This window comes from Paracoccus albus (genome assembly GCF_027913035.1).
GTDB classification, from domain to species: Bacteria; Pseudomonadota; Alphaproteobacteria; order Rhodobacterales; family Rhodobacteraceae; genus Paracoccus; species Paracoccus albus.
Map to the genome: position 1 here is coordinate 1,765,844 of NZ_CP115775.1, position 21,713 is coordinate 1,787,556.

Consider the following 21,713-nt stretch of genomic DNA (forward strand, 5'->3'; position numbering starts at 1 on the left):
CCCGCACAGGCTAAGCCATGCCCCAATTCAAGGCAGGAGTTTCCATGGCCAAACGCCCGGTTTTCCAGGAAGTCACGACCGAGACACCTCGCGCAGCCCCGCCATCAGGCGGCATGATCGATTCCGCACCGAAGGGCGCGCGGCGCGCGATCCGAGCGTGGCTGATCGTGATTTTCGTCATGGTTGCAGCGATGATCGCGCTTGGCGGCGCGACGCGGCTGACCGGTTCTGGCCTGTCCATTGTCGAATGGAAGCCTGTCACCGGCGTGATGCCGCCGATGAGCGATGCCGCATGGCAGTCGGAATTCGACGCCTATCAGCAAATCCCGCAATTCACCGAAGAAAACCCGGATATGGATCTGGCCGGCTTCAAGCGAATCTATTGGTGGGAATGGTCCCACCGTTTGCTTGGCCGTCTTGTCGGGTTGGTTTGGGCGGCCGGCTTCCTGTTCTTCTGGGCCACGAAACGTATCCCTACGGGCTGGACGCCGCGCCTTCTCGGGCTTGGGGTCCTGGGTGGCCTGCAGGGTGCGATAGGCTGGTGGATGGTCCATTCGGGTGTGGCGACGACGACGCTGACCTCCGTCGCCAGCTATCGCCTTGCCATTCATCTGGGCCTTGCCTTCGCCATCCTTGGTCTGATCGCTTGGTACGCCATGCAGCTGTCGCGACCAGAGGCTGCGCTGATGCGGGCACGCCGCGCGGCAGAGCCGAAGCTGTTTTCGATGTCCACCGGGCTGATGCATCTGGCCTTCGTCCAGATCCTGATCGGTGCGCTCGTGGCTGGCATAGATGCGGGGCGTCAGTATACCGGCTGGCCGACAATGGGCGGCGAATGGATACCCGCCGCCATCTGGGATCCCGCGCTTGGCTGGCGCAACCTGTTCGAAAATCCGGCACTGGTTCAATTCACGCACCGCATGGTCGGCTATCTGCTGTTCATTTTCGGCATCGTCGTTTGGCGGCGGTCACGCCGTTCGCCGCATTCGGTCACGCGCGGTGCCTATACTGCGATGCTGGCAGCTCTGCTGTTACAGGTCGTGCTGGGAATCATGAACGTGATCCATGCCTCGCCACTGATGCTGGCGCTGATCCACCAGCTTGGCGCGGTGCTTCTGTTCGTGCTGATCCTGCGTGCAAGGCACCATGCCCGCTATCCCTTTGAAACCTCGATTCGTGGAACGGTGAAATGAGCGATCTCGACGCATTGATGGAATTCCAGCGGACGAGCGAGGCTCTGTCCTCTGTCGCAGAACGCCTTGGCTGGGATCAGGAAACCGTCATGCCACGCGGCGCTGCCGAGCAGCGGGCCGAGGAAATGGCGGCGATGGAGGCCGTCTTGCATGAGCGTCGCACCGACCCCCGCATCGGTGAATGGCTGGATGGCGCAGCATCAGAGGTTGAGGACGAAGAAGACGCAAGAATGCTGGAACTGATCGGCCGCGACTTCCGCCGTCAGACCCGGATTCCTGCGCGTCTGGCGATGGAACTGGCCCGCCTGACCTCTCTCGCGCAGGGTATATGGGCAGAGGCCCGCAGCACCGAAGATGTCGCCAGCTTTATACCGACCCTGTCGGACATCCTGATGTTGAAGCGCGAAGAAGCCGCAGCGCTTGCCGATGGCGGTGACGCCTATGATGCGCTTCTGGACGATTACGAACCCGGTGCAAGCGCCGAATCCATTTCGCGCATCTTCGCCACGCTTCGTCCGCGGCTCGTCCAGCTTCGTGACGACGTTATGGGGGCCGAACGCCAGCCAAAGGCGCTTGACGGACAGTTTCCGGCAGAAACCCAGCTCAGGCTGGCGCGGCAATGCGCGACTGCATTCGGCTATGACTGGACGCGCGGAAGGATGGATATTGCGGTTCATCCATTCAGCTCTGGCCGGTGGCAGGACAGCCGCATCACGACCCGTGTCGTCACCAGCGATCCCTTCAACTGCATTTATTCCACCATTCACGAGGTGGGGCATTCCAATTATGAGCTGGGCATCGACAGCGATTACGCCTTTACGGCACTGGGTCGCGGCGTCTCGCTGGGTGTGCACGAATCCCAATCGCGCATCTCTGAAAACCAGATCGGACGTTCCCGCGCCTTCACCGGCTGGCTGTTCGACCGCATGCCGGACGCCTTCGACGGGCTGAACATCGACAATGCCGATGACTTCTACGCCAGCGTGAACCGCGTCAGCCCCGGCTATATCCGCACCGAATCGGACGAGGTGCAGTATAATCTGCACATCATGATGCGCTTCGATCTGGAACGAGATCTCATCGCGGGCCGGCTTGATGCGACCGACCTTGAAGAGGCGTGGAATGCGCGCTTCCTGAAGGATTTCGGCGTCGCCGTGGACAAGCCGTCAAACGGCGTCTTGCAGGATGTGCACTGGTCTGTTGGCCTGTTCGGCTATTTCCCGACATATGCGCTTGGCAATGTCTATGCAGGGTGCCTGAACCAATCGATGCAGGCCGCGTTGCCCGAACTGGATGCGGCGCTTGCCGAAGGCGACGCGACGCCCGCCGTGGAATGGCTGCGCGAAAACGTGCATCGCCACGGCAGTCTGGTCGCACCTGTTCCCCTGATCGAGCGTGCGACCGGGACGCAGGTTTCTGCGCAACCGTTGCTGGACTATCTGGAAGAGAAATTCGGCGCCATCTACGCGCTTTGATCCGTGGCAGAGGCAAGCATTTCCAGCTTGCTGGAAAGTAAAATGGCGCGGGACGTTTACGTTCCCCTATCGATGTAAAGCATGGTCATCGTCCTTCCTTGCCATCTGACCGCGCCCCCCGGCCGGGCTGTCAATCTGGCCGGTGACCGCCCCATTTCCCCTGCGCGAAGACGAGAGGGCGGCCCGGTCGTTCCTCAGCCCTTAAGACACGGCCGATGACCAACGTATGGTCCCCGGCATCATGCGACGCCTCTAACCTGCAGTCAAAGCGGCACAGCACGCCGGGAATGATTGCGACCCCATCTGGCGATTCAGCCAGATCCAGCCCATCGAACTGAGCCCCACCTCGGGTAAAGCGATCCGCCAGATCCTTTTGATCTTCGGCCAGCACATGAACGCTGAAGAACGCCGCCTGCGCAAACAGATCGTGACGACGCGAGAATTTGCCGGGCGACCATAACACCAGCGGCGGGGCCAGAGAAACAGACGCGAAACTGTTCGCCGTCACCCCTTCCGGCCCGTCCGGCGTCGCAATCGTCACCACCGTCACGCCGGTCGCAAAGTTGCCGAGCGCGTCGCGAAACCTGCGCGCGTTTGCGTGGTCGGGAATGAATGAGGTCATGCAACCTCGTGGCCGAGTGCCGCCTGATACAGAATGAACCAGTCCTCACGGTCCAGCGATACGCTGAATGCCTGTGTTAACGTTTCAATACGGCTCATCGTGTTCGTTCCCATGACCGGCACGATACCCGCAGGATGGGCAAGAAGCCATGCCACCGCCAGGGCCGCCAGATCACAATTTTTCGCCTCCGCCATCTGCCGCATCACCTCTACCAGTTCGGGCTGCGCGCCCGCGAAAAGCGAGCCCCCGGCCAGCGGAGACCAAGCCATTGGAACCATGCCATGATTCTGGATGAACGAAAGCTGACCGTTTGAAAACGGGTCTGGTGCACCAAGTGAAATCTCGATCTGGTTGACGCAAAGCGGCTGATGCATCACGCTCTGCAGCAACTCCGTATCGTCGCGCAGAAAATTCGAAACGCCGACCGCGAGCACCTTCCCCGATTCGACAAGCTGATCCAATGCTCGCCCTGTTTCGTCAGCATCCATCATCGGGTCGGGACGGTGGATCAGCAGAAGGTCGATCCGGTCGGTGCCGATGTCCTTCAGACTTGCCTCGACCGCCTCCTGGATATGCGCGGCAGAGGTGTCGTAATGCTTCACACGCGCGTCACCATACCGCCCCGTAGGCGCTATGATTCCGCATTTGGTGACGATTTCAACCTGATCGCGCAGACCGGGCGATTCCTTCAACGCGGCACCCAGCAAGGCCTCTGCCGTATAGCCACCATAGATATCGGCCTGATCCAGTGTGGTGATACCCTGCGCGAGACATGCGTCTATCTTGGCGCGGATATGCCCAGGGGTGGTGTCACGATCATCAGCGATGCGCCACATTCCATAGGCCATCCGGCTGAGCGACACATCATCGGCTATCTGGATACGCTCCATCTTCATCGGTGCGCCCTTCTGCAAAGAAACAGTCTGCGTTCGAACAATGACATAAGCCGCAACCGGAGAGTAAACCAAGCCCAGATAAAATTATTCGATAAAGAAAAGGCTTCTCTCGCACAATTTTACGCCATTGGAGCGCAGACAATTGAAGCAATCAATAAAAAATTAGTTGAAATAACATCCAATTAGAGGTTCACGCTTAACCGTGCCGGTTTGTCGCAAAGCCAATCAAACAACTATAAATCAGACGTATCCCCGCGCAGCAGAGATGGGGACTGGAACGTTTCTCAAAACGAAAAGTGAAAAGCAGACGGCAGGAATCAGTTCCACCGTCCGCATCCATTTCCCGATCAGCCGCCCATCCGGCGCAGATAGGTCCACGTGGGCACACGTGCGTTGCGCGCCACTGACCAGCTTTCAGCATCGCCCAGGTAGGCAAAGCCGCAATTGGTCAGCACACGGGCAGAGCCGGGATTGTCCTGAAACACCTCGGCGAACAGCGTGCGGGAATTGTGCGGGTTTTCTGCCACAAGGCCAGAGACAGCCTCGCTGGCGAAACCGGTGTTCCAGAAGCCGGCCCCGACCCAGAACCCCAGTTCCGACTGGTCGTCTTCCATCCGCGTCAGAGACACCACGCCCAGAACTTCGCCCAAGCCGTTTGCCGAACCGTCAATTGCCCAGACATCTTCGCTCCGCTCTGGGTCCATCGCGCGTGCGACAAAGCTTTCCGCAGCACCTGGTGGCAGTGGGTGGGGAATGGCGCGCGTGCCTTCGGCCACGCGGCGATCAGCGGTGTAATGCGCAATCAGACCGACATCAGAGCGCCGCAACGGTCGAAGCTCCAGCCGTTCGGTCGTTATCACCGGCTGATCTTTCGTCAGGTCCGGGGCGACTTGCGCAAGTGCTGTCATGTCATCTCCTCCACAGGGGTGATACGTCACCCCGAAACGCGAAGGGGGATCGGCTTTCGCCGATCCCCCTGATATTGCCGGGTTGTTATCGGCTTATTCGGCAGCCTCAGCGCTCGCTGGCATGACCGAGATATAGGTGCGACCCTTGAGACCTTTCTTGAAGGTCACTTCGCCGTCGGTCAGCGCGAACAGGGTATGATCGCGGCCCATGCCGACATTGGCGCCCGGCCACCAGGTGGTGCCGCGCTGACGCACGATGATGTTGCCTGCTGCTGCGGCCTGACCGCCATACAGCTTGACGCCAAGGCGGCGACCGGCAGAGTCGCGGCCGTTACGGGACGAACCGCCTGCTTTTTTATGTGCCATGGTTTCAGTCCTTCTTGTCTTTAGCCAAATCCTTGGCCTGCTTGATCCATTCGTCGCGTTCAATGCGACCATGGAACGACAACTGGTCGTCCATGTATTCGATCTCTGCCTTTTTCCAGGCGGCGATCTGGTCAAAGTGGAAAACGCCGTTTTCGTGTAGCAGCTCTTCCAGTTTCGGTCCCACGCCCGAGATCAGTTTCAGGTCGTCCGCACCGCCTTCGCGCGCTTCGCTCAGCAGGTTGGCCGGGCGGGTGCCGACTGCTGCCTTCGGCGCGTCATCAGCCTTTGCGGCACGCTTTTCGGCCTTTTCCGCTTTCTTCGGCGCGGCTTTCTTGGCGGCAGGCTTGGCTTCGGCAACATAGGATGCGCCGGCGGTGCGTGCACCGATGGCTTCCTTTACGCCAGACTTGTCGCCGCCTTTTTCCAGCACGTCGGTGACGCGCAGAAGCGTCAGTTGCTGGCGATGGCCACGGGTCCGCTGCGAGCTGTGCTTGCGGCGGCGCTTGACATAGGTGATGACCTTGTCAGCCTTGATCTGTTCGATCACTTCGGCCTGAACGGCAGCACCGTCAACCAGCGGCGCGCCGACGGTCGAACCCACCATCAGAATTTCGTTGAACTGGACTGTTTCACCAGCATTAGCGGCCAGCTTTTCCACGCGCAGCACGTCGCCCGCCTGAACGCGGTACTGTTTGCCGCCCGTTTTGAGAACTGCGAACATTCATCTTTCCTTCGTATCCCGCATCCTGCGGCCCCGGCAAATTCCCGGCGTTGGGGGAGGTTTTCCCGCCTTCGGACAGCGCACCCTTATGGGTGATGGTTCAAAAACATAGCACCGGTCAAAGGCTCTCGCCCGACCGGTAGCGCGCATATGGGGGATTCGGCGCAACAAGTCAAGCTTCGGCGGGCCCGATTTGTCCACGCATTTCCCGCGCTTTCGTATTATTGCACGATTTCAGGCCGTCTTGAAACCCCGCCCGCACCTGCTATCAGGGGCGCAACCCTGTCTGAAAGGATGTTGCCATGGACCTCGAAGCCCGCCGCAAGGCCGACCCACAGCATTGGAACCTCGCCACCGCGATCCGCGTCCTGGCAATGGATGCCGTCCAGGCGGCCAATTCCGGCCATCCCGGTATGCCTATGGGCATGGCCGATGTCGCCACAGTGCTGTTCACCAAGCACCTGAAGTTTGACCCGAAAGCGCCGAACTGGTTCGACCGCGACCGCTTCATCCTGTCAGCTGGCCACGGCTCTATGCTGCTATATGCGCTGCTCTATCTGACGGGCTATGAGGATATGACGCTGGAAGAGGTCAAGAACTTCCGCCAGTGGGGCTCCAAAACGGCCGGCCACCCGGAATACGGCCATGCCGACGGGATTGAGACGACGACCGGTCCGCTGGGCCAGGGCATCGCCAACTCGGTCGGCTTTGCGATGGCCGAAGAAGCCGCGCGCGCCGAGTTCGGCGAAGAGGTCTGCGATCACCGCACATGGGTTATCGCCGGTGACGGCTGCCTGATGGAAGGCATCAGCCAAGAGGCGATTTCGCTGGCAGGTGCACAGGGTCTCGGCAAACTGATCGTGCTGTGGGACAATAACAACATCACGATCGACGGTCGCGTCACGCTGGCCGATAAGACCAACCAGCATGAACGGTTTGCCGCTTCGGGCTGGCGCGTTCTGTCCTGCGACGGCCATGACGCGGCGGATATCGACCGTGTTCTGACCGCCGCCAAGGAATCCGATGGCCGGCCGACGCTGGTCGATTGCAAGACCATCATCGGATTCGGCTCTGCCAAGAAGCAGGATACCTCAGGGGCGCACGGCTCTCCCCTTGGTGAAGAGGAAATCGCGGCGACCCGTCGCGCCTATGGCTGGGATCATGCGGAGTTCGTTATCCCGGACGACATCCTGAGCCAATGGCGCGAGGCCGGCTCGCGTGGTGCCGAAGACCGCGACGCATGGCAGAAGCGCGTCGACGCCCTGCCCGGCGACACGCGCGACGAATTCGCACGCCGCATCTCGCATGAGGTCAGCCCGAAGCTCCGCCCAGCGATTGCCGCGTTGAAAGAACAGGCGCTTGAAGGCCAGCACAAGGTTGCCACCCGCAAGGCCTCCGAAATGGTACTGGAGGTAATCAACCCGCTTCTGCCGGAAATGTTCGGCGGCTCTGCCGACCTGACAGGTTCGAACAACACCAAGACCGGCGATCTGGGCATTTTCGATCTGCAAAACCGTGGCGGCCGCTACGTCCATTTCGGCATCCGCGAACATGGTATGGCCGCGGCCATGAACGGGATATTCCTTCACGGCGGATATCGCCCCTATGGCGGCACTTTCCTGACCTTCACCGATTACGCACGCGGCGCGATGCGCCTGTCTGCCCTGATGCAGGTCGCGCCGATCTATGTTATGACGCATGACAGCATCGGGTTGGGAGAGGACGGACCGACCCACCAGCCGGTCGAGCATCTGTCGATCTGCCGCGCGACGCCGAACACTTTGGTTCTGCGTCCCTGCGACCTGATCGAAACGGCGGAGGCATGGGAAATCGCGTTGGAAACCACTGACGCGCCCTCGGTTATGGCCCTGTCGCGCCAGAACCTGCCGCTGCTGCGCGAAGATGCGGGTGAAAACCGCTCTGCCAAGGGCGCCTATATCCTGCGCGAGGCATCTGCCGAGCCGAAGGTGATCCTGATCGCCTCTGGTTCCGAAGTGGAAATCGCCGTGAATGCGCGGGAGACCCTGGAAGCTGCGGGCATCCCGACCCGCGTGGTTTCCATCCCGAGCATGGAGCTTTTCCGCGACCAGCCCGAATCCTATCGCCGCGAGGTCCTGCCCAAAGGGACCGCGCGTATCGGAATTGAGGCAGGCGTTCGTCAAAGCTGGGACTGGCTGCTTCTTGGCGAAGGCGGATCAGAAACAACCTCGGCCTTTATCGGTATGTCGGGCTTCGGTGCCTCTGCCCCCGCAGATGTCCTTTACAAGGAGTTCGGCATCACCCCGGAAAATGTCGTCAAGGTGGCGAAGGAACTGGTTTGATCGCAATCGCACCTTCAACGCATTGCACTGACAGCGGGCCGCAGCGAAACAGATTCGCTGCGGCTTCGGCTTCCTGATGCGCGCCCTGCCACGTGCCTTTGCCCTTTTCGGGCGTGAGCGTGACGGCAGGGGCCTGCCGCATGGCAACGATCAGACACGCGGCATCATTTTCCTGCTGCTGTCCGTCTTCGTTTTCACGCTGATGGATGCGACGGCAAAATATCTGGGGCAGTTCTATTCCCCTGCGCAGGTCGTCTGGGCGCGTTATATGGGCAATCTGGCCGTGGTGCTGATCTTCTACCGCGCGCGCTTTTTACCCAGCCTTCGCTCTCGCCAGCCGATGTTCCAGCTGGTGCGGGCCTTGTGCCAGCTTGCCTCTGTTTCGCTGTTCTTCACCGCCATCCAGTATATCGGCATCGCTGAGGCGACGGCGATCATGGATATGAACCCTGTGCTGATTACCCTTGGGGCGGCGCTGTTTCTGGGGGAATCGGTCGGCTGGCGCCGCATTGCCGGTATCGTCGCCGCGATGATCGGCGCAATGATCATCATCCGCCCCGGATTCGGGGTCTTTCACCCCGCATCCATCCTGACGCTGATCGGGGCGTTCACCTATGCAGGCGGCGCCTTGCTGACGAGGGTCGTGCGGACGGATTCTCTTGCCACCTCGCTGATCTGGACCGTGGTTGTCGGCAGCATCGCCAGCAGCCTTGTGGTGCCGTTCTTCTGGCAAGCGATCGAGGTTCAGCACCTTTGGGCCTTTTTCCTGATCGGCCTTTTCGGCGCGGTGTCGCAGGCGCTGCTGATCCACGCATTTTCTCTGGCAGAGGCAGGGGCAATCGCACCTTTCGGATACACAGGACTGGTCTGGGCGGCGCTGTGGGGCTGGCTTTTCTGGGGCGTGCTGCCCGACCGATGGACCGTAATCGGCGCGTCGATCATCGTCGCCGCTGGTCTGTATATCTGGTATCGGGAAAGCCGTCTGGCCAATGGACAAAGCCGCGGATGAGTGACAGCCGAAACAACGATGAAGCCGAGCAGGTCGATCTTGCCGACCGCATCGCCAATGCTGCCTTCCTTGCCGTCATGGGGTTTGCCCAATTGCTGCCTTATAAGAAGCGCATTCCGCTGGTCGGCTGGATCTTTTCGCGGGCACTTGGACCTGTTGCAGGCTGGTCGCGCCGGGCAGAACAAAACCTTGCCCTAGCCATGCCGAATCTCTCCCAAAAGGACCGCAGGGAAATCGCCCGTCATGTCCTGAACAATGCCGGCCGCTCTATGGCAGAGATCTATTCGGGCGAAGAGTTCACCAACCGCATCCGCGCATCCGCGCCGCTCACGGGTCCGGGCCTTCCAGCGTTGGAACAAGCTGCGGCCGAGGACCGACCCGTCATTCTCGCCTGCGCCCATTTCGGCAATTACGACGCGATGCGGGCGGCCTTGTCGGCGCGCGGCTGGCCCGTGGGTGCATTATACCGGCCAATGAACAATCCGGCTTTCAACGCGCATTACATCCCCGCGATGCGCAATATCGCAGAACCGATATTTCCGCGCGGTCGCGCCGGCTTTGCTGCCATGCTGAAATTCCTGCGCGGTGGCGGGATGCTGGCACTTGGCTTCGACCAGTTTGTGCATGACGGAACGGCGCTGCAATTTTTCGGCCTGCCTTCCCGCACCGTTCTGACCCCGGCAGAGCTGGCGCTGCGCTATGATGCGCTGCTGGTGCCGATCGCGGGGGTTCGGCAAGCGGATGGTCTAAGCTTTTCAGTCGAGGTCGGGACGCCCATTCCACATGGCTCCGCAGAGGAAATGATGCAGGCCCTGAACGATGATCTCGAACGACAGATCAGGACGCATCCCGGTCAGTGGTTCTGGGTTCACCGGCGATGGAAGAAGCGCGGCGGCTGACAGGTCTATCCGCCGCCGCGTGAAGACATCGCTTCGTCGAAGCGTGCTCTAACCCGGCAACTCCCTCGGCGATTTACCACCATTGCCGTCGCTGGCACTTTCTTCCTCGTCCGGCTGACTGCCTTCGCCGTCGCCCTTACGGACAGCCTTCGCCTCTGCCTTGGCCTGTTCGCGCTGTTTACTGCTTTCTTCCGCCTCGCGACGGATCTTTTCTGCCAGCTCGGGCGGCATCATGGACACGATGCGCATGCCCGGCTTTCCAGTCAGTTCTTCATCCCGGCCCACGAAACGCACACTGCCGTCCTGCACGACAGCCAGCGGGATCGCGCCTTCCCGTGCGGCCTGCCAGTCCTCCAGCGTATATTCCTCTGTCAGGCGGGTGGCGCGGAAAATCCAGCCATCAGCGAGCAGTTCGAGATATTGCGCCAGTGTGCGCCCACCATTGACGCCCTGCCCGCCAAGCTGGTTCGGCAGAGCATGACGCGCCTGATCCTCTTTGACGCGCGAAATCTGCCAGATCGCATTGCGTCCGAATTCCGGCGCAAGGTCGGTCGTGACAAGGGTGTTATAGGCGTCGTTGTCGGACGCAGCAAAAATCGTGGAATAGCTGATAAACTCGACACCGTGATCGGCGCTTTCCGACAGGATGTCACCGTAATAAGTATGCACGCCCGCCGCCCTGGCAGAGCGCAACTGCCCACGGTTCGGATCGGTCACAAGCACCTGAACCCCCGCATTCTCCAACGCCTGCGCAAGCCCGGTGGTGAAGCTTGACCCACCGACAATAATCATGCCCGGCGTTTCGGATGAGGTCAGCCCCAGCTTCTGCGCCAGCGGCTTCAGCGTGAAACCATGCAGAACGACAGTTGTCAGCACCAGAACGAATGCCAGCGGCTGCAACACCGCGCCATCAGCCACGCCTTCCGCCACAAGGCGTTGGGCGAAGATGCCGGAAATGGCCAGAAGGACCACCCCACGTGGGCCGGTAAATGCCACCAGCAGACGCTCATTCATCGGGATAGAGGTCCCGGCGAGAGAGAGCAGCACCGTCAGCGGTCGCACCAGCAGGATAACCGAGAAAATGAACAGCGCAGAGCGCCAGTTCAGCAGATCCAGCGTTTCCAGTTGCACATTCGCTGCCAGCAAGATGAACACACCCGACAGCAGCAAGGTCGTCGCCTGCTCTTTGAAGCGATAGATCTCTGTGTATGACGGCAGATTGGCGTTGGCGATGATCAGCCCCATGACCGTCACGGCCAGCAGCCCCGATTCATGCAGCACCGCATCCGATACCGCGAAAACCGCCAGAACCAGAACGAACAACAGCGGCACCTTCATATATTCCGGCACAAGTGAGCGGCGGAAGACATTGACCACAAGCAAGGCCGCGCCAAACCCAACGAGGGCCGCGAAGGATATGCCCCAGATAATCGTCCAGATCGCACTCGCGACGCTTTGCTGCTGCTGGATGACCATGACAACGACAAAAGCGACGACGCCGACAAGGGCGCCAACCGCGTCATTTACGATGGCTTCCCATTGCAGAAGCTGTGCCGGGCGGTTGTGCAGCTTGGCGGCCCGAAGCAGTGGCGCGATCACGGTCGGGCCCGTAACGATCATGACACCGCCGAAAACGACAGAGGTTTCCCAGCTGAGACCGGCGATAAAAATCAGCGCCAGCGAAGACAACAGCCAACCCAAGGGCGCCCCGATGACAACCAGTCGCCTGACGCCCGGCCCCGCATCCTCAAGCTGCTTGAAGTTCAGCGTCAGCCCGCCTTCGAACAGGATCACCGCCACAGCCAGAGAAATCATCGGCCCCGTCAATGCGCCGATATCACGCGACGGAACGAAGATGCCGGTGAAGGGGCCAAGCGCCAGACCCGCAATCAGCATCATGACGATACCGGGTAGCCTGAAACGCCAGGCCAGCCACTGCGCACCAACACCGACGACGCCGACTAAAGCGAATGCCTGAACGGGGCTAAGCCCGGCTTCTGCGGAAATTGCCATGGATATTCCTTCGATCAATCATCGGCCAACCGTTGGTTATGCGATTCTGTTCCCCATCTATCGCAACCGAATGTTGTTTTTTTTGACAAGATTGACGAGTAACACTGATTAAGCTAGGGCAATTCGCGTCTGCATCCGGCAGACGAACGAGGGGCGTAGAATGGCGTCCCATTTTTAATCTGCGCAATTAGTGCAGCATATGGACGCAAATGATCAAATTTTCCGACCTTAAGTTAGATCCGAAAGTACTCAAGGCGATTGCCGAAGCGGGTTATGAAAACCCGACCCCGATTCAGGCGGGCGCTATCCCTCCGGCTCTGGAGGGGCGCGATGTCCTTGGCATCGCCCAGACCGGCACCGGCAAGACAGCCAGCTTTACGCTGCCGATGATCACACGCCTGTCTCGGGGCCGGGCGCGGGCGCGTATGCCGCGCAGCCTCGTGCTGTGTCCGACGCGCGAACTCGCCGCGCAGGTGGCCGAGAATTTCGACATTTACGCCAAGAACACCCGCCTGACCAAGGCACTGCTGATCGGCGGGGTTTCCTTTGCCGAGCAGGATAAGCTGATCGACCGGGGCGTAGATGTGCTGATCGCCACACCGGGCCGGCTGCTGGACCATTTCGAGCGCGGCAAGCTGCTGCTGACCGGGGTGGAGGTCATGGTTGTGGACGAAGCCGACCGGATGCTGGATATGGGCTTCATCCCCGATATCGAACGCATCTTCCAGCTGACGCCTTTCACCCGCCAGACGTTGTTCTTCAGTGCCACGATGGCGCCCGAGATCGAGCGCATCACCAACACCTTCCTGCATTCGCCCGAACGGATCGAGGTCGCGCGTCAGGCGACAACCTCTGAGACCATCACCCAGAAGCTGGTCGAGATAACACCGACCCGCAAAGATCAGACCGCCAAGCAGAAGCGCGAATTGCTGCGCGCGCTGATCGAAGCAGAGGGAGAACCGCTGAAAAACGCGATCATTTTCTGCAACCGTAAAACCGAAGTCGATATCGTCGCCAAATCCCTGAAAGCGCACGGTTTTGATGCGGCACCGATTCACGGCGACCTGGACCAGACGCAGCGCATGAAAACGCTGGATGCCTTTCGCGATGGCAGCCTTCGCTTCCTGGTCGCCTCTGACGTCGCCGCGCGCGGGCTGGATATTCCGGCGGTCAGCCACGTTTTCAACTTTGACCTGCCCAGCCACGCTGAAGACTACGTTCACCGCATTGGCCGCACCGGTCGCGCGGGACGCCAGGGCACGGCCTATTCGATTGCGACACCGGCGGATGAAAAATATCTGGCTGGTATCGAAAATCTGGTGAAGCAGGCCCTGCCGCGTGCCAACCCGCCAGAAGGCTTCTCCCTGTCCGATGCCGCGCGCTCTGCCCCGCGCGAGAGCAGTCGCAGCGGCGGACGGTCGCGCTCGCGCTCTCGCCGCGACGACCGGCGCGAGGAACCTACGCAGGAGGCGCAAGACCCGCAGGAACAGCCCAAAAGCGACAGCCGCCAGAATGCTCGCCCGGAACAGCGCGGCGACAATCGCGGTAATCAGCAAAGCGACCGCCGCAATGACCGTCGCCGCGACGACAATCGCGATGGTGGCAGGCAGGTTCAGGGCATGGGCGATCATGTCCCCGATTTCCTGAAGCACAGCTTCGCCGACGCGCTTGCCGCCACAGCAACGGCGATGGAACAGAACGACGTTGCAGAGGCTAAGAAAAAGGCCGATCAGCAACGCGCCAAGGACAAGAAGCGCAAGGCCGAGGAAGCCGCGAAAGAGGAGGTGGCTGAACAAGCCGCTGCGCCCGATGAGCAGGCCGACAATGCGGATGTCGCTAAGGACGCTCCTGAAGCGGCGGCCGAAGAAAAACCCAAGCCCACGCGCCGCCGTCGCACCAAGAAGGCGGCCGATCCGGCGCCGGAAGCGGATGCCGAATCGGAAACGAAGCCCACAGAAGCTGAGGCAGCGCCAGAAGCAACACCGGACGCAGAGCCCGTGGAAAAGCCCAAGCGCCGCCGCGCCCCGCGCAAAACCGCGGCCAAAGCGACCAAAACCGATGAGACGGCTGCTGCGGCGGATGAGGCCAAGGAAACAGACGCTGCACCAGAAGCGGCACCGGCCAAGCCGAAACGTCGCAGCACGCGCAGCCGCAAAACACCCCCTCCCGCCGAGCAATCGGACACGCCAGAAAGCTGATGCGCGGCGCGCGCGATAAGGTGGCAGGTCACTGGCATCGCGGCTTGCGAGCTGTCCTTGTCGACGCGCTGCTTGGTGCGGCGGTGGCAACCGGCCAGGCCCCTTGGGGCTTGTGGCCGCTCAGCCTGCTAGCCCTGTCGATCATCTTCTGGCGCATTGCTGCCGCGCGAACTGCGGCGAGCTGCGGCTGGCGGGCACTCGGCGCCGGAATGGGCTATTTCGCGCTTGCGATGAGCTGGATCGTCGAGCCGTTTTTCGTGCAGCCCGAAATCTACGGCTGGATGGCCCCCTTCGCGCTGCTGTTCATGGCTCTCGGCGGTGGACTGTTCTGGTCGGTGCCCGGCTGGATCGCCGGACGTATAGCCGGACACGGCAACGCTATCGTTGTCGCATTCGCTGCCGGGCTGGTCCTGTCGGACTGGCTGCGAGGATGGATATTCACCGGCCTGCCCTGGGCGCTTCTGGGCCATATCTGGATTGACACTCCGGTCGCTCAGTCCGCTGCATATGCAGGCGCTATCGGGCTTACGGCGCTGACTGTGGCTGTTGCCGCATTGCCGGTTATTTTCCGCCGAAACGGCACGGCAGCGGCGTTAAGCCTGTGGCCGGGCACGGCACTGTCCGTCCTTCTTGTGGCCACACTATGGGTGGGCGGACTAAAGCGCCTTGATACGCCAATCGTTGAGACGGGAGTCACATTGCGCCTTGTCCAGCCAAATGCGGAACAAGCTCTGAAATGGGACCCCGAATGGGCGCAAATCTTCTGGCAGCGGCTGCTGCAGGAAAGCGCTGCGCCCGCCGACGGCCCCGCCCCCGATGCCGTCATCTGGCCGGAAACCGCTGTCAGCTTCCCACTGAACGTCGCCGGGGAAGCACTGCCGGTTCTAAGCGAGGCGGCAGGGACCACGGTGCTGATGGGCATCCAGCGGGATGAGGATGCGCGCTATTACAACTCTTTCATCGAGGTCGCACCTGGCGGTGAGGTGCGGCAGATCTACGACAAGTTCCATCTTGTTCCCTTTGGCGAATACATTCCCTGGGGCGACCAGATGGCCAGGATTGGAATCCGGGCATTCGCGGCGCAGCTTGGCTTTGGCTATTCCGCCGGTTCCGGGCCTGCGGTGATGCAGTCCGAAGGCCTGCCGCCCTTTCAGCCGCTGATCTGCTACGAGGCGATCTTTCCGCAGCACCTTCGCAGTGTCGAGGGTGCTGAATGGCTGTTGCAGGCGACGAATGACGCATGGTTCGGCACGCTGTCCGGACCCTATCAGCATCTCGCGCAGGCAAGGCTGCGGGCGATCGAATCCGGAATGCCGCTGATGCGTGCTGCAAATACCGGGATTACGGCGTCAATCGACCCGCTGGGACGCATCACAGCGTCATTGCCGCTGGGTGTCGTGGGGCATATCGACGCGCCGCTTCCAGCTGCTCTGCCTCGGACAATATGGATGAAGTTTGGCCCTTTGCCGATTGTTATTATTTCAATTTTATTGATTGTCGTAGCAGGCTTTCATCGCCGCCCGCACCTGAAACTGGGCGACAATACAGCGCATCATGAATGCAAAAAAAGGCGCCGCTGCAAAGCGACGCCTTTTATTCTGAGGTCCGCAGCCGCCGGATCACCGATCGGGCTGCAATGCAAGATCCTTACTTGATCTTGCCTTCCTTGTATTCAACATGCTTGCGCACAACCGGGTCGTATTTGTTGACCGTCATTTTCTCGGTCATCGTGCGGGCGTTTTTCTTGGTGACATAGAAATGCCCGGTCCCGGCCGTCGAGTTCAGACGGATCTTGATCGTCGTCGGCTTCGCCATCGTTATTGCTCCTGCTGCGGCGGCGCCGGACGGCCACCGTGGAAATTCATGAAGCCCGCTATTTAGCGTCTGCACGGGCCGTGTCAACCGGAAAACATGCGCATAGGCCGGGTTTTCCCACGCCTTTGGCAGATAACACGCGGATGGCCTGTAAGCCGGATTCTGTCCGGGGGCGAGCCCCCTGGATGACCATTCCTCTGCGCAGCGCATTACTGCGTGCGTCAAGCTGCCAACCCGGATCTTCTGGCGCAAGGCGGCGCTGCCGTTGCCGGCACGAGATCCCTATTCGGCATTGCTCCCGGTGGGGCTTGCCATGCGGGGTCTGTTGCCAGCCCCCCGGTGGGCTCTTACCCCACCGTTTCACCCTTGCCTGCGGCCTGCGCAAGCGGTCTGTTCTCTGTGGCGCTTTCCCTGGGGTTACCCCCGCCGGGCGTTACCCGGCACCGTTGCCTCATGGAGTCCGGACTTTCCTCGGGGGGCGCGCCCCCGCGGTCATCCGGCCATCCGCGTGAGGGGGATATGAGGGGTTTTGCCGCCTCGGTCAAGACGCGCCCCGGGCAGTTCCGGGGCGTATTCTTCCCGTCCATAATCCGTATTTAAACCGTATATAACGCGTATATACACTTAATTCGGGCGAGCGAGTTCTTGCGAAGAACGACAAAGCACCAATACGTCACGCCTTGTGTCGCGCGATTTTTCCGCCGGTCATCGGTGCGGGGGCGCCGGTTGTCATCGGGAAGCTGATCGGCAGGCCGCGCAGCGTCCGCATGGCGAGGAAAGCGAAACATTCTGCCTCTACCGCGTCGCCGCGCAAGCCCACATCTTCGGCAAGCAGGACCTCTGCCCCGGTGCGGCGCGAAAGCTGGTGCATCATATGGGGGTTACGGCGACCGCCGCCGCAGACGATCAGCCGCTTGGGCACCCCGCCCAGTAGGTCGAGCGCCTTGCCAACGGTCCCGGCAGTAAAGGCGGTCAGCGTCGCGGCACCGTCTTCCAGAGACAGCCCGTCCGCCATCGAGGCCGGGAAGTCGAAACGGTCGAGGGATTTCGGAAACGGTGCGGACAGATAGGGATGTTCCAGCAGCTTCGCCAGAAGCGTTTCATCTACCGTCCCGCTTGCAGCGATTCTGCCGCCTTCATCCATTGCGGCACCTGTATGCGCCCTGATCCAATCATTGACCGGCGCATTGGCGGGACCCGTATCAAAGGCCACCATCTGCTGGCCGTCAAAATAGCTGATATTGCCCACACCGCCGAGATTGAGGATCGCCGTGTCAGTGCCCGCGCCAATCTTGTCCAGCATGGCCTTGTGATAGACCGGCGCCAGCGGTGCGCCCTGCCCGCCTGCCTGCACATCGGCGCTGCGGAAATCATAGGCGACGTCGATCCCGGTGATCTTTGCCATCAGCGCGCCCAGACCAAGCTGACGGGTGTTGCCCCGGCGACCGGGCTGGGGCGCGGCGTGCAGAACGGTCTGGCCGTGAAAGCCGATGGCGGCAATGTCGCCCGCCACAAAGCCGTGCTGCGCGATGAAGCGATTCACGGCCTCTGACTGGGCCTCGGTCAGCGCGGTTTCGGCTTCGCGAAAGATCTCGGGTTCGGGGCCGGTGAATTTCCACTCTTGCGCGGCGGCCAGCGTATCGCGCAGAAGATCGCTGAGGCCCTCGGGATAGGGGGCGAGCTCCCACGGGCCGAATTCTTGGATGGTTTCGCCATCGGTGCGGATCATTGCAATGTCGATATTACCGTCCAGAACGGTTCCGGTCATCAGGCCGATGGTCCATGCAGGGGTCATTGCAGGCGGTTTCCTTCGTCACATTGTCGCGCCTGGCGATAGCAGCTTGTCCGGGCCGCGAACAGTCCGGGGCGCGGATCAGGCGCTTTCCAGCCCGCACCAATCGGCGATGAACAGCGCGGTCGCCTGTGTCACGCAGCGCATGGAGTCCAGATCGACGCGTTCGTCGAAACCGTGGATATTCTCGGCCTTCGGGCCATAGACCAAGGCAGGGGTCTGGCCGTAGATGCCGAAGAAACGCGCATCGGTGGTCGCGGTGATCGGCTTGCGTTCCAAGGGGCCGCCGGCGACGGTCTGATGCGCCGTTTCCAGTGCGCCGATGGCCGCCATGGCCGTGGCGGAGCGATCCTGCGACAGCGCATAGCCTTCGGCGGCAAAGCCGTGCCATGTGATACGGGGCGGGTTGTCGCGCAGAAAGGCGGATGCCTGTGCGCCCTCTGCCACGGCAGCGGCGATTTCTTCGCGGGCATCGTCCAGCGACTGACCGGGAAACAGCCCCATGCGCACCTCAAACACGCACCATGCGGGGACAGAGCTGGTCCAGTCGCCGCCCTCGATCCGACCGATATTGAGGTTCAGCGCGTGGTCGTGATGTGCGAAATCGGGGCTGCGGTGGCGGGGCTGGTTCCAGCGGGATTCGAGACGGTGCAGCGATTCGAATACGGGCTGCGCGGCTTCGATGGCATTTGCCCCTTCAGCCGCATAGGCGACATGGGTGGGCAGGCCGGCAAGCCGGACCTGAAACCACAGCACGCCGACCTGTGCGGAGACCAGCGTTTCAGCGAAGGGTTCCGGGATCAGCGCGGCATCGGCGCGGTATCCGCGTTCCAGACAGGCGAGCGCGCCATTGCCGGTGCATTCCTCCTCGACCACGGATTGCAGATGGACGGTTGCGGCTGGTTGCAGGCCAAGATGGCGCAGCGCCTTGAGCGCATAGAGGTTCGCGGCAAGCCCGGCTTTCATATCACCCGCGCCGCGCCCATACAGCCAGCCATCGTCAATACGCGGCTGGAATGGCGGCGTGGTCCAGAAATCTTCCGGCCCGGCGGGCACCACGTCGATATGGCCGTTCAGGATCAGGCTGCGGCCTTTGGTGCTGCGGGACTGATGGGTGGCGACGACATTCTGCGCATCCTCGTAATCGCCGATGACCGGGGAAAAGCCCGGCAGGTTGCGGATCCGTTCCAGTTCGATCCGCCAGTGATCGGTGCTGAGGCCGTGATCGGCGTATTGCCGTGCCATGAAGGCCTGCGCCGATTGTTCCTGCCCGCGGGTCGAGGCGTGAGCGGTCAGTTCGGAAAGCGCCGCGACCTGATCGTCGAACAGCGCATCGACGGCATTCATGATGTCGGTGGCGGTGGTCATTCGTGCGACCTCATGCCGCTTGCATCACCGGCAGGCCCACCTCTGCCGCGAAGGTATCGAGGCTGTCGCGCAGGAGGTCCATGATCTCGTCTATCTGGGCCTCGGTCACGATCAGGGGCGGGCAGACCATGAAATGATCGCCATGCGTGCCGCCGCGTGTGCGGCGTGAATAGATGATCAGCCCACGCTCATAGGCCAGATCGACGAGGCGCAGATGGGCGTTCAGATCGACCGGCAAGGTCTCCATCGTACTGCGGTCGCTGACCAGTTCAAAGGCCTGCAACAGGCCGAGGCCACGCACATCGCCGATGAAGGGGTATATGTCCATCAGGCCGCGCAGCCGGTCTTGCAGGATGGCGCCCATGCGTTCGGCATTGCCGGTCAGATCCTGATCCTGCAATTCGCGCAGCACCGCCGCACCGGCCGCGCAGGCCAGCGGGTTGCCGGCATAGGTGTGGCCATGCAGAAAGCCGCCCGCATCAAGCACGGCATCGACGACATGACCCTGCGCCACCATGGCGCCAAGGGGGACATAGCCTGCCGCGAAACCCTTGGACATCGCGACGATATCGGGAATGACTCCCCAATGCTGGCTGGCCACGAAACGGCCCGTGCGGCCGGCGCCGGTCATCACCTCATCGTAAATCAGCAGGATGCCGAATTCGTCGCAGATCTCCCGGATGCGGGTGTAATAGCTGTCCGGCGCGACAAGTGCGCCGGTCGAGGCGCCGCCGACGGGTTCCATGATGAAGGCAAGGACGGTGTCTGGGCCTTCCGCGATGATCCGGTCGCGCAGCATCTCGGCATATTTCAACCCTCGGTCATCGTCGGAGAGGTTGTCGCGGTCGAGATAGCATGTGGGCGCGGGAATGGCGGGCATCTGACGCATCATCGGCGCGAAGGGTCCGGTGAAGCTGTCCATGCCGGTCAGCGCCAATGCACCGAGGGTAGAGCCGTGATACGAGGGGAAGCGCGAGATCACCTTCCATGCAGCAGCCCGCCCTTGGGTCAGCGCATATTGGCGGGCAAGTTTCACCGCGCTTTCCACAGCCTCTGACCCGCCGGAGACGAAGAACACCCGGTCGAGACCGTCCGGCATCAGTGCTGCGGTCATCGCAGCCAGATCTTCGGCGGGCTGGTTCTGGAAATGCAGCCGGTATCCGAATGTCGAACGCTCCATCTGCTCGCGCATGGCGGCCAGAACACGGGGGTTGGAATGGCCGATATTGCTGACCATCGCGCCGGACGATCCGTCCAGATAACGCTTGCCGTCAGTATCCCAAAGGTAAATCCCCTCTGCCCGGTGAAGCGTCGGGCGGGCAAGGCGGGATTGATAGAAAAGATGGCTCATTCCTGATCCTGAAGATGTTTTCGCAAAAAGTTGCGTGTGCGTTCGTTTTCGGGATTTCGGAAGATGACGCTTGGCGGGCCCTCTTCGACGACGACGCCCTGATCCATGAACAGGACGCGGTCGCATACCTCTGCCGCGAAGCCCATTTCATGGGTGACGATCAGCATGGTCATGTGTTCCTGCGCGAGGCGTTTCATCACGGCGTTCACCTCATCCACCAGTTCGGGATCGAGGGCGGATGTCGCCTCGTCAAAAAGCATGACCTTGGGTTTCATCGCAAGCGCACGGGCGATGGCGACGCGCTGTTTCTGGCCGCCCGACAGGCGGCTGGGGTAGTAGTCGATGCGTTCGAGCATCCCCACATGGTCAAGCTGTTCCTCGGCCAGCTTGTTGGCCTGCGCGTCGGACATGCCCTTCAGCAGCTTCGGGCCAAGCGTGACATTGCCCCGCGCGGTCAGATGCGGGAACAGGTTGAAGTGCTGAAACACCATGCCGATATCCTGCCGCACGCGGTTGATATGGCGTTCATATTCACGCGGCGGCAGTTTGCGGTTGATCTGTTCGCCTTCAAGAAGGATCTCGCCCCCTGTCAGGGGGTCGAGTTCGTTGATGGCACGCAGCAAGGTGGATTTGCCAGAGCCGGAAGGGCCGATAATCGCCACGATCTCGCCCCGGTTCACGGTCAGGCTGATATCCTTCAGAACCTCTAACGCGCCGTAGCTTTTGGCGGCGTGCCGGATTTCCAGCATGGGTGTTTCGGTCATGT

17 protein-coding genes, 1 other RNA gene and 1 pseudogene are annotated in these 21,713 nt (G+C 61.3%); 7 read left to right on the top strand and 12 right to left on the bottom strand.

Going from position 1 to position 21,713, the window contains the following annotated elements; genetic code table 11:
* Positions 1 to 44 precede the first annotated feature (44 nt).
* The gene (ctaA, locus tag PAF20_RS08790; protein ID WP_271070304.1) at positions 45 to 1,193 is read left to right on the top strand and encodes a heme A synthase; all 1,149 of its coding nucleotides are present in this window, start codon (positions 45 to 47) and stop codon (positions 1,191 to 1,193) included.
* On the top strand, positions 1,190 to 2,668 hold the full coding sequence (locus PAF20_RS08795) for a carboxypeptidase M32 (protein ID WP_271070305.1): 1,479 nt from the start codon (positions 1,190 to 1,192) through the stop codon (positions 2,666 to 2,668). The genes ctaA and PAF20_RS08795 overlap by 4 nt, the downstream gene beginning before the upstream one ends.
* Before the next feature lie 130 nt (positions 2,669 to 2,798).
* Here the strand turns inward: PAF20_RS08795 and PAF20_RS08800 are convergent, their stop codons facing one another.
* The 5 genes from PAF20_RS08800 to PAF20_RS08820 all read right to left on the bottom strand — a co-directional run bounded on the left by PAF20_RS08800 (position 2,799) and on the right by PAF20_RS08820 (position 6,181).
* Positions 2,799 to 3,290: a flavin reductase family protein gene (locus tag PAF20_RS08800; RefSeq protein WP_271070306.1), complete on the bottom strand. Its 492-nt coding sequence runs from the start codon at positions 3,288 to 3,290 to the stop codon at positions 2,799 to 2,801.
* Complete coding sequence (locus PAF20_RS08805) at positions 3,287 to 4,180, bottom strand: aldo/keto reductase (RefSeq protein ID WP_271073286.1); 894 nt, start codon at positions 4,178 to 4,180, stop codon at positions 3,287 to 3,289. The genes PAF20_RS08800 and PAF20_RS08805 overlap by 4 nt, the downstream gene beginning before the upstream one ends.
* A gap of 353 nt (positions 4,181 to 4,533) precedes the next feature.
* A complete protein-coding gene (locus PAF20_RS08810; RefSeq protein ID WP_271070307.1) occupies positions 4,534 to 5,094 on the bottom strand; it encodes a GNAT family N-acetyltransferase in 561 nt (186 codons plus the stop codon).
* 93 nt (positions 5,095 to 5,187) lie between these two features.
* Positions 5,188 to 5,460: a 50S ribosomal protein L27 gene (gene rpmA, locus PAF20_RS08815; RefSeq protein ID WP_271070308.1), complete on the bottom strand. Its 273-nt coding sequence runs from the start codon at positions 5,458 to 5,460 to the stop codon at positions 5,188 to 5,190.
* Positions 5,461 to 5,464: 4 nt separating this feature from the next.
* Positions 5,465 to 6,181 (bottom strand): 50S ribosomal protein L21, encoded by a 717-nt coding sequence (locus tag PAF20_RS08820; protein ID WP_271070309.1) that lies wholly within the window; start codon positions 6,179 to 6,181, stop codon positions 5,465 to 5,467.
* Between the two features lie 302 nt (positions 6,182 to 6,483).
* Here PAF20_RS08820 and tkt point away from each other — a divergent pair, with 302 nt between their 5' ends.
* The 3 genes from tkt to PAF20_RS08835 all read left to right on the top strand — a co-directional run bounded on the left by tkt (position 6,484) and on the right by PAF20_RS08835 (position 10,410).
* The gene (tkt, locus tag PAF20_RS08825; RefSeq protein WP_271070310.1) at positions 6,484 to 8,502 is read left to right on the top strand and encodes a transketolase; all 2,019 of its coding nucleotides are present in this window, start codon (positions 6,484 to 6,486) and stop codon (positions 8,500 to 8,502) included.
* A gap of 76 nt (positions 8,503 to 8,578) precedes the next feature.
* Positions 8,579 to 9,511, top strand: coding sequence for a DMT family transporter (locus tag PAF20_RS08830; protein WP_271070311.1), 933 nt, complete (start codon positions 8,579 to 8,581; stop codon positions 9,509 to 9,511).
* Complete coding sequence (locus PAF20_RS08835; RefSeq protein WP_271070312.1) at positions 9,508 to 10,410, top strand: lysophospholipid acyltransferase family protein; 903 nt, start codon at positions 9,508 to 9,510, stop codon at positions 10,408 to 10,410. The genes PAF20_RS08830 and PAF20_RS08835 overlap by 4 nt, the downstream gene beginning before the upstream one ends.
* A 48-nt stretch (positions 10,411 to 10,458) precedes the next feature.
* On the opposite strand, the gene PAF20_RS08840 is transcribed toward PAF20_RS08835, so the two are convergent.
* Entirely contained in the window at positions 10,459 to 12,423 is a 1,965-nt protein-coding gene (locus PAF20_RS08840; RefSeq protein ID WP_271070313.1) for a cation:proton antiporter, read from the bottom strand.
* A gap of 209 nt (positions 12,424 to 12,632) precedes the next feature.
* On the opposite strand from PAF20_RS08840, the pseudogene PAF20_RS08845 reads away from it, so the two are divergent.
* Both PAF20_RS08845 and lnt read left to right on the top strand, forming a co-directional pair.
* Positions 12,633 to 14,147, top strand: a pseudogene (locus PAF20_RS08845) (DEAD/DEAH box helicase); the annotation flags it as partial.
* Positions 14,148 to 14,620: 473 nt separating this feature from the next.
* Entirely contained in the window at positions 14,621 to 16,276 is a 1,656-nt protein-coding gene (gene lnt, locus PAF20_RS08850; protein ID WP_271070315.1) for an apolipoprotein N-acyltransferase, read from the top strand.
* Here the strand turns inward: lnt and rpmG are convergent.
* The 6 genes from rpmG to PAF20_RS08880 form a co-directional block, all read right to left on the bottom strand.
* Positions 16,269 to 16,436 (bottom strand): 50S ribosomal protein L33, encoded by a 168-nt coding sequence (rpmG, locus tag PAF20_RS08855; protein WP_011750518.1) that lies wholly within the window; start codon positions 16,434 to 16,436, stop codon positions 16,269 to 16,271. The genes lnt and rpmG overlap by 8 nt on opposite strands.
* Positions 16,437 to 16,571: 135 nt before the next feature.
* Positions 16,572 to 16,944: RNase P RNA component class A (gene rnpB, locus PAF20_RS08860), an RNA gene on the bottom strand.
* Positions 16,945 to 17,109: 165 nt separating this feature from the next.
* Positions 17,110 to 18,231 (bottom strand): anhydro-N-acetylmuramic acid kinase, encoded by a 1,122-nt coding sequence (locus tag PAF20_RS08865; protein WP_271070316.1) that lies wholly within the window; start codon positions 18,229 to 18,231, stop codon positions 17,110 to 17,112.
* Positions 18,232 to 18,309: 78 nt separating this feature from the next.
* The gene (locus tag PAF20_RS08870; protein WP_271070317.1) at positions 18,310 to 19,596 is read right to left on the bottom strand and encodes an ArgE/DapE family deacylase; all 1,287 of its coding nucleotides are present in this window, start codon (positions 19,594 to 19,596) and stop codon (positions 18,310 to 18,312) included.
* 10 nt (positions 19,597 to 19,606) lie between these two features.
* A complete protein-coding gene (locus tag PAF20_RS08875) occupies positions 19,607 to 20,947 on the bottom strand; it encodes an aminotransferase family protein (RefSeq protein ID WP_271070318.1) in 1,341 nt (446 codons plus the stop codon).
* A complete protein-coding gene (locus tag PAF20_RS08880) occupies positions 20,944 to 21,711 on the bottom strand; it encodes an amino acid ABC transporter ATP-binding protein (protein WP_271070319.1) in 768 nt (255 codons plus the stop codon). Before PAF20_RS08880 ends, PAF20_RS08875 begins: the two co-directional genes overlap by 4 nt.
* Between the last annotated feature and the right edge of the window lie 2 nt (positions 21,712 to 21,713).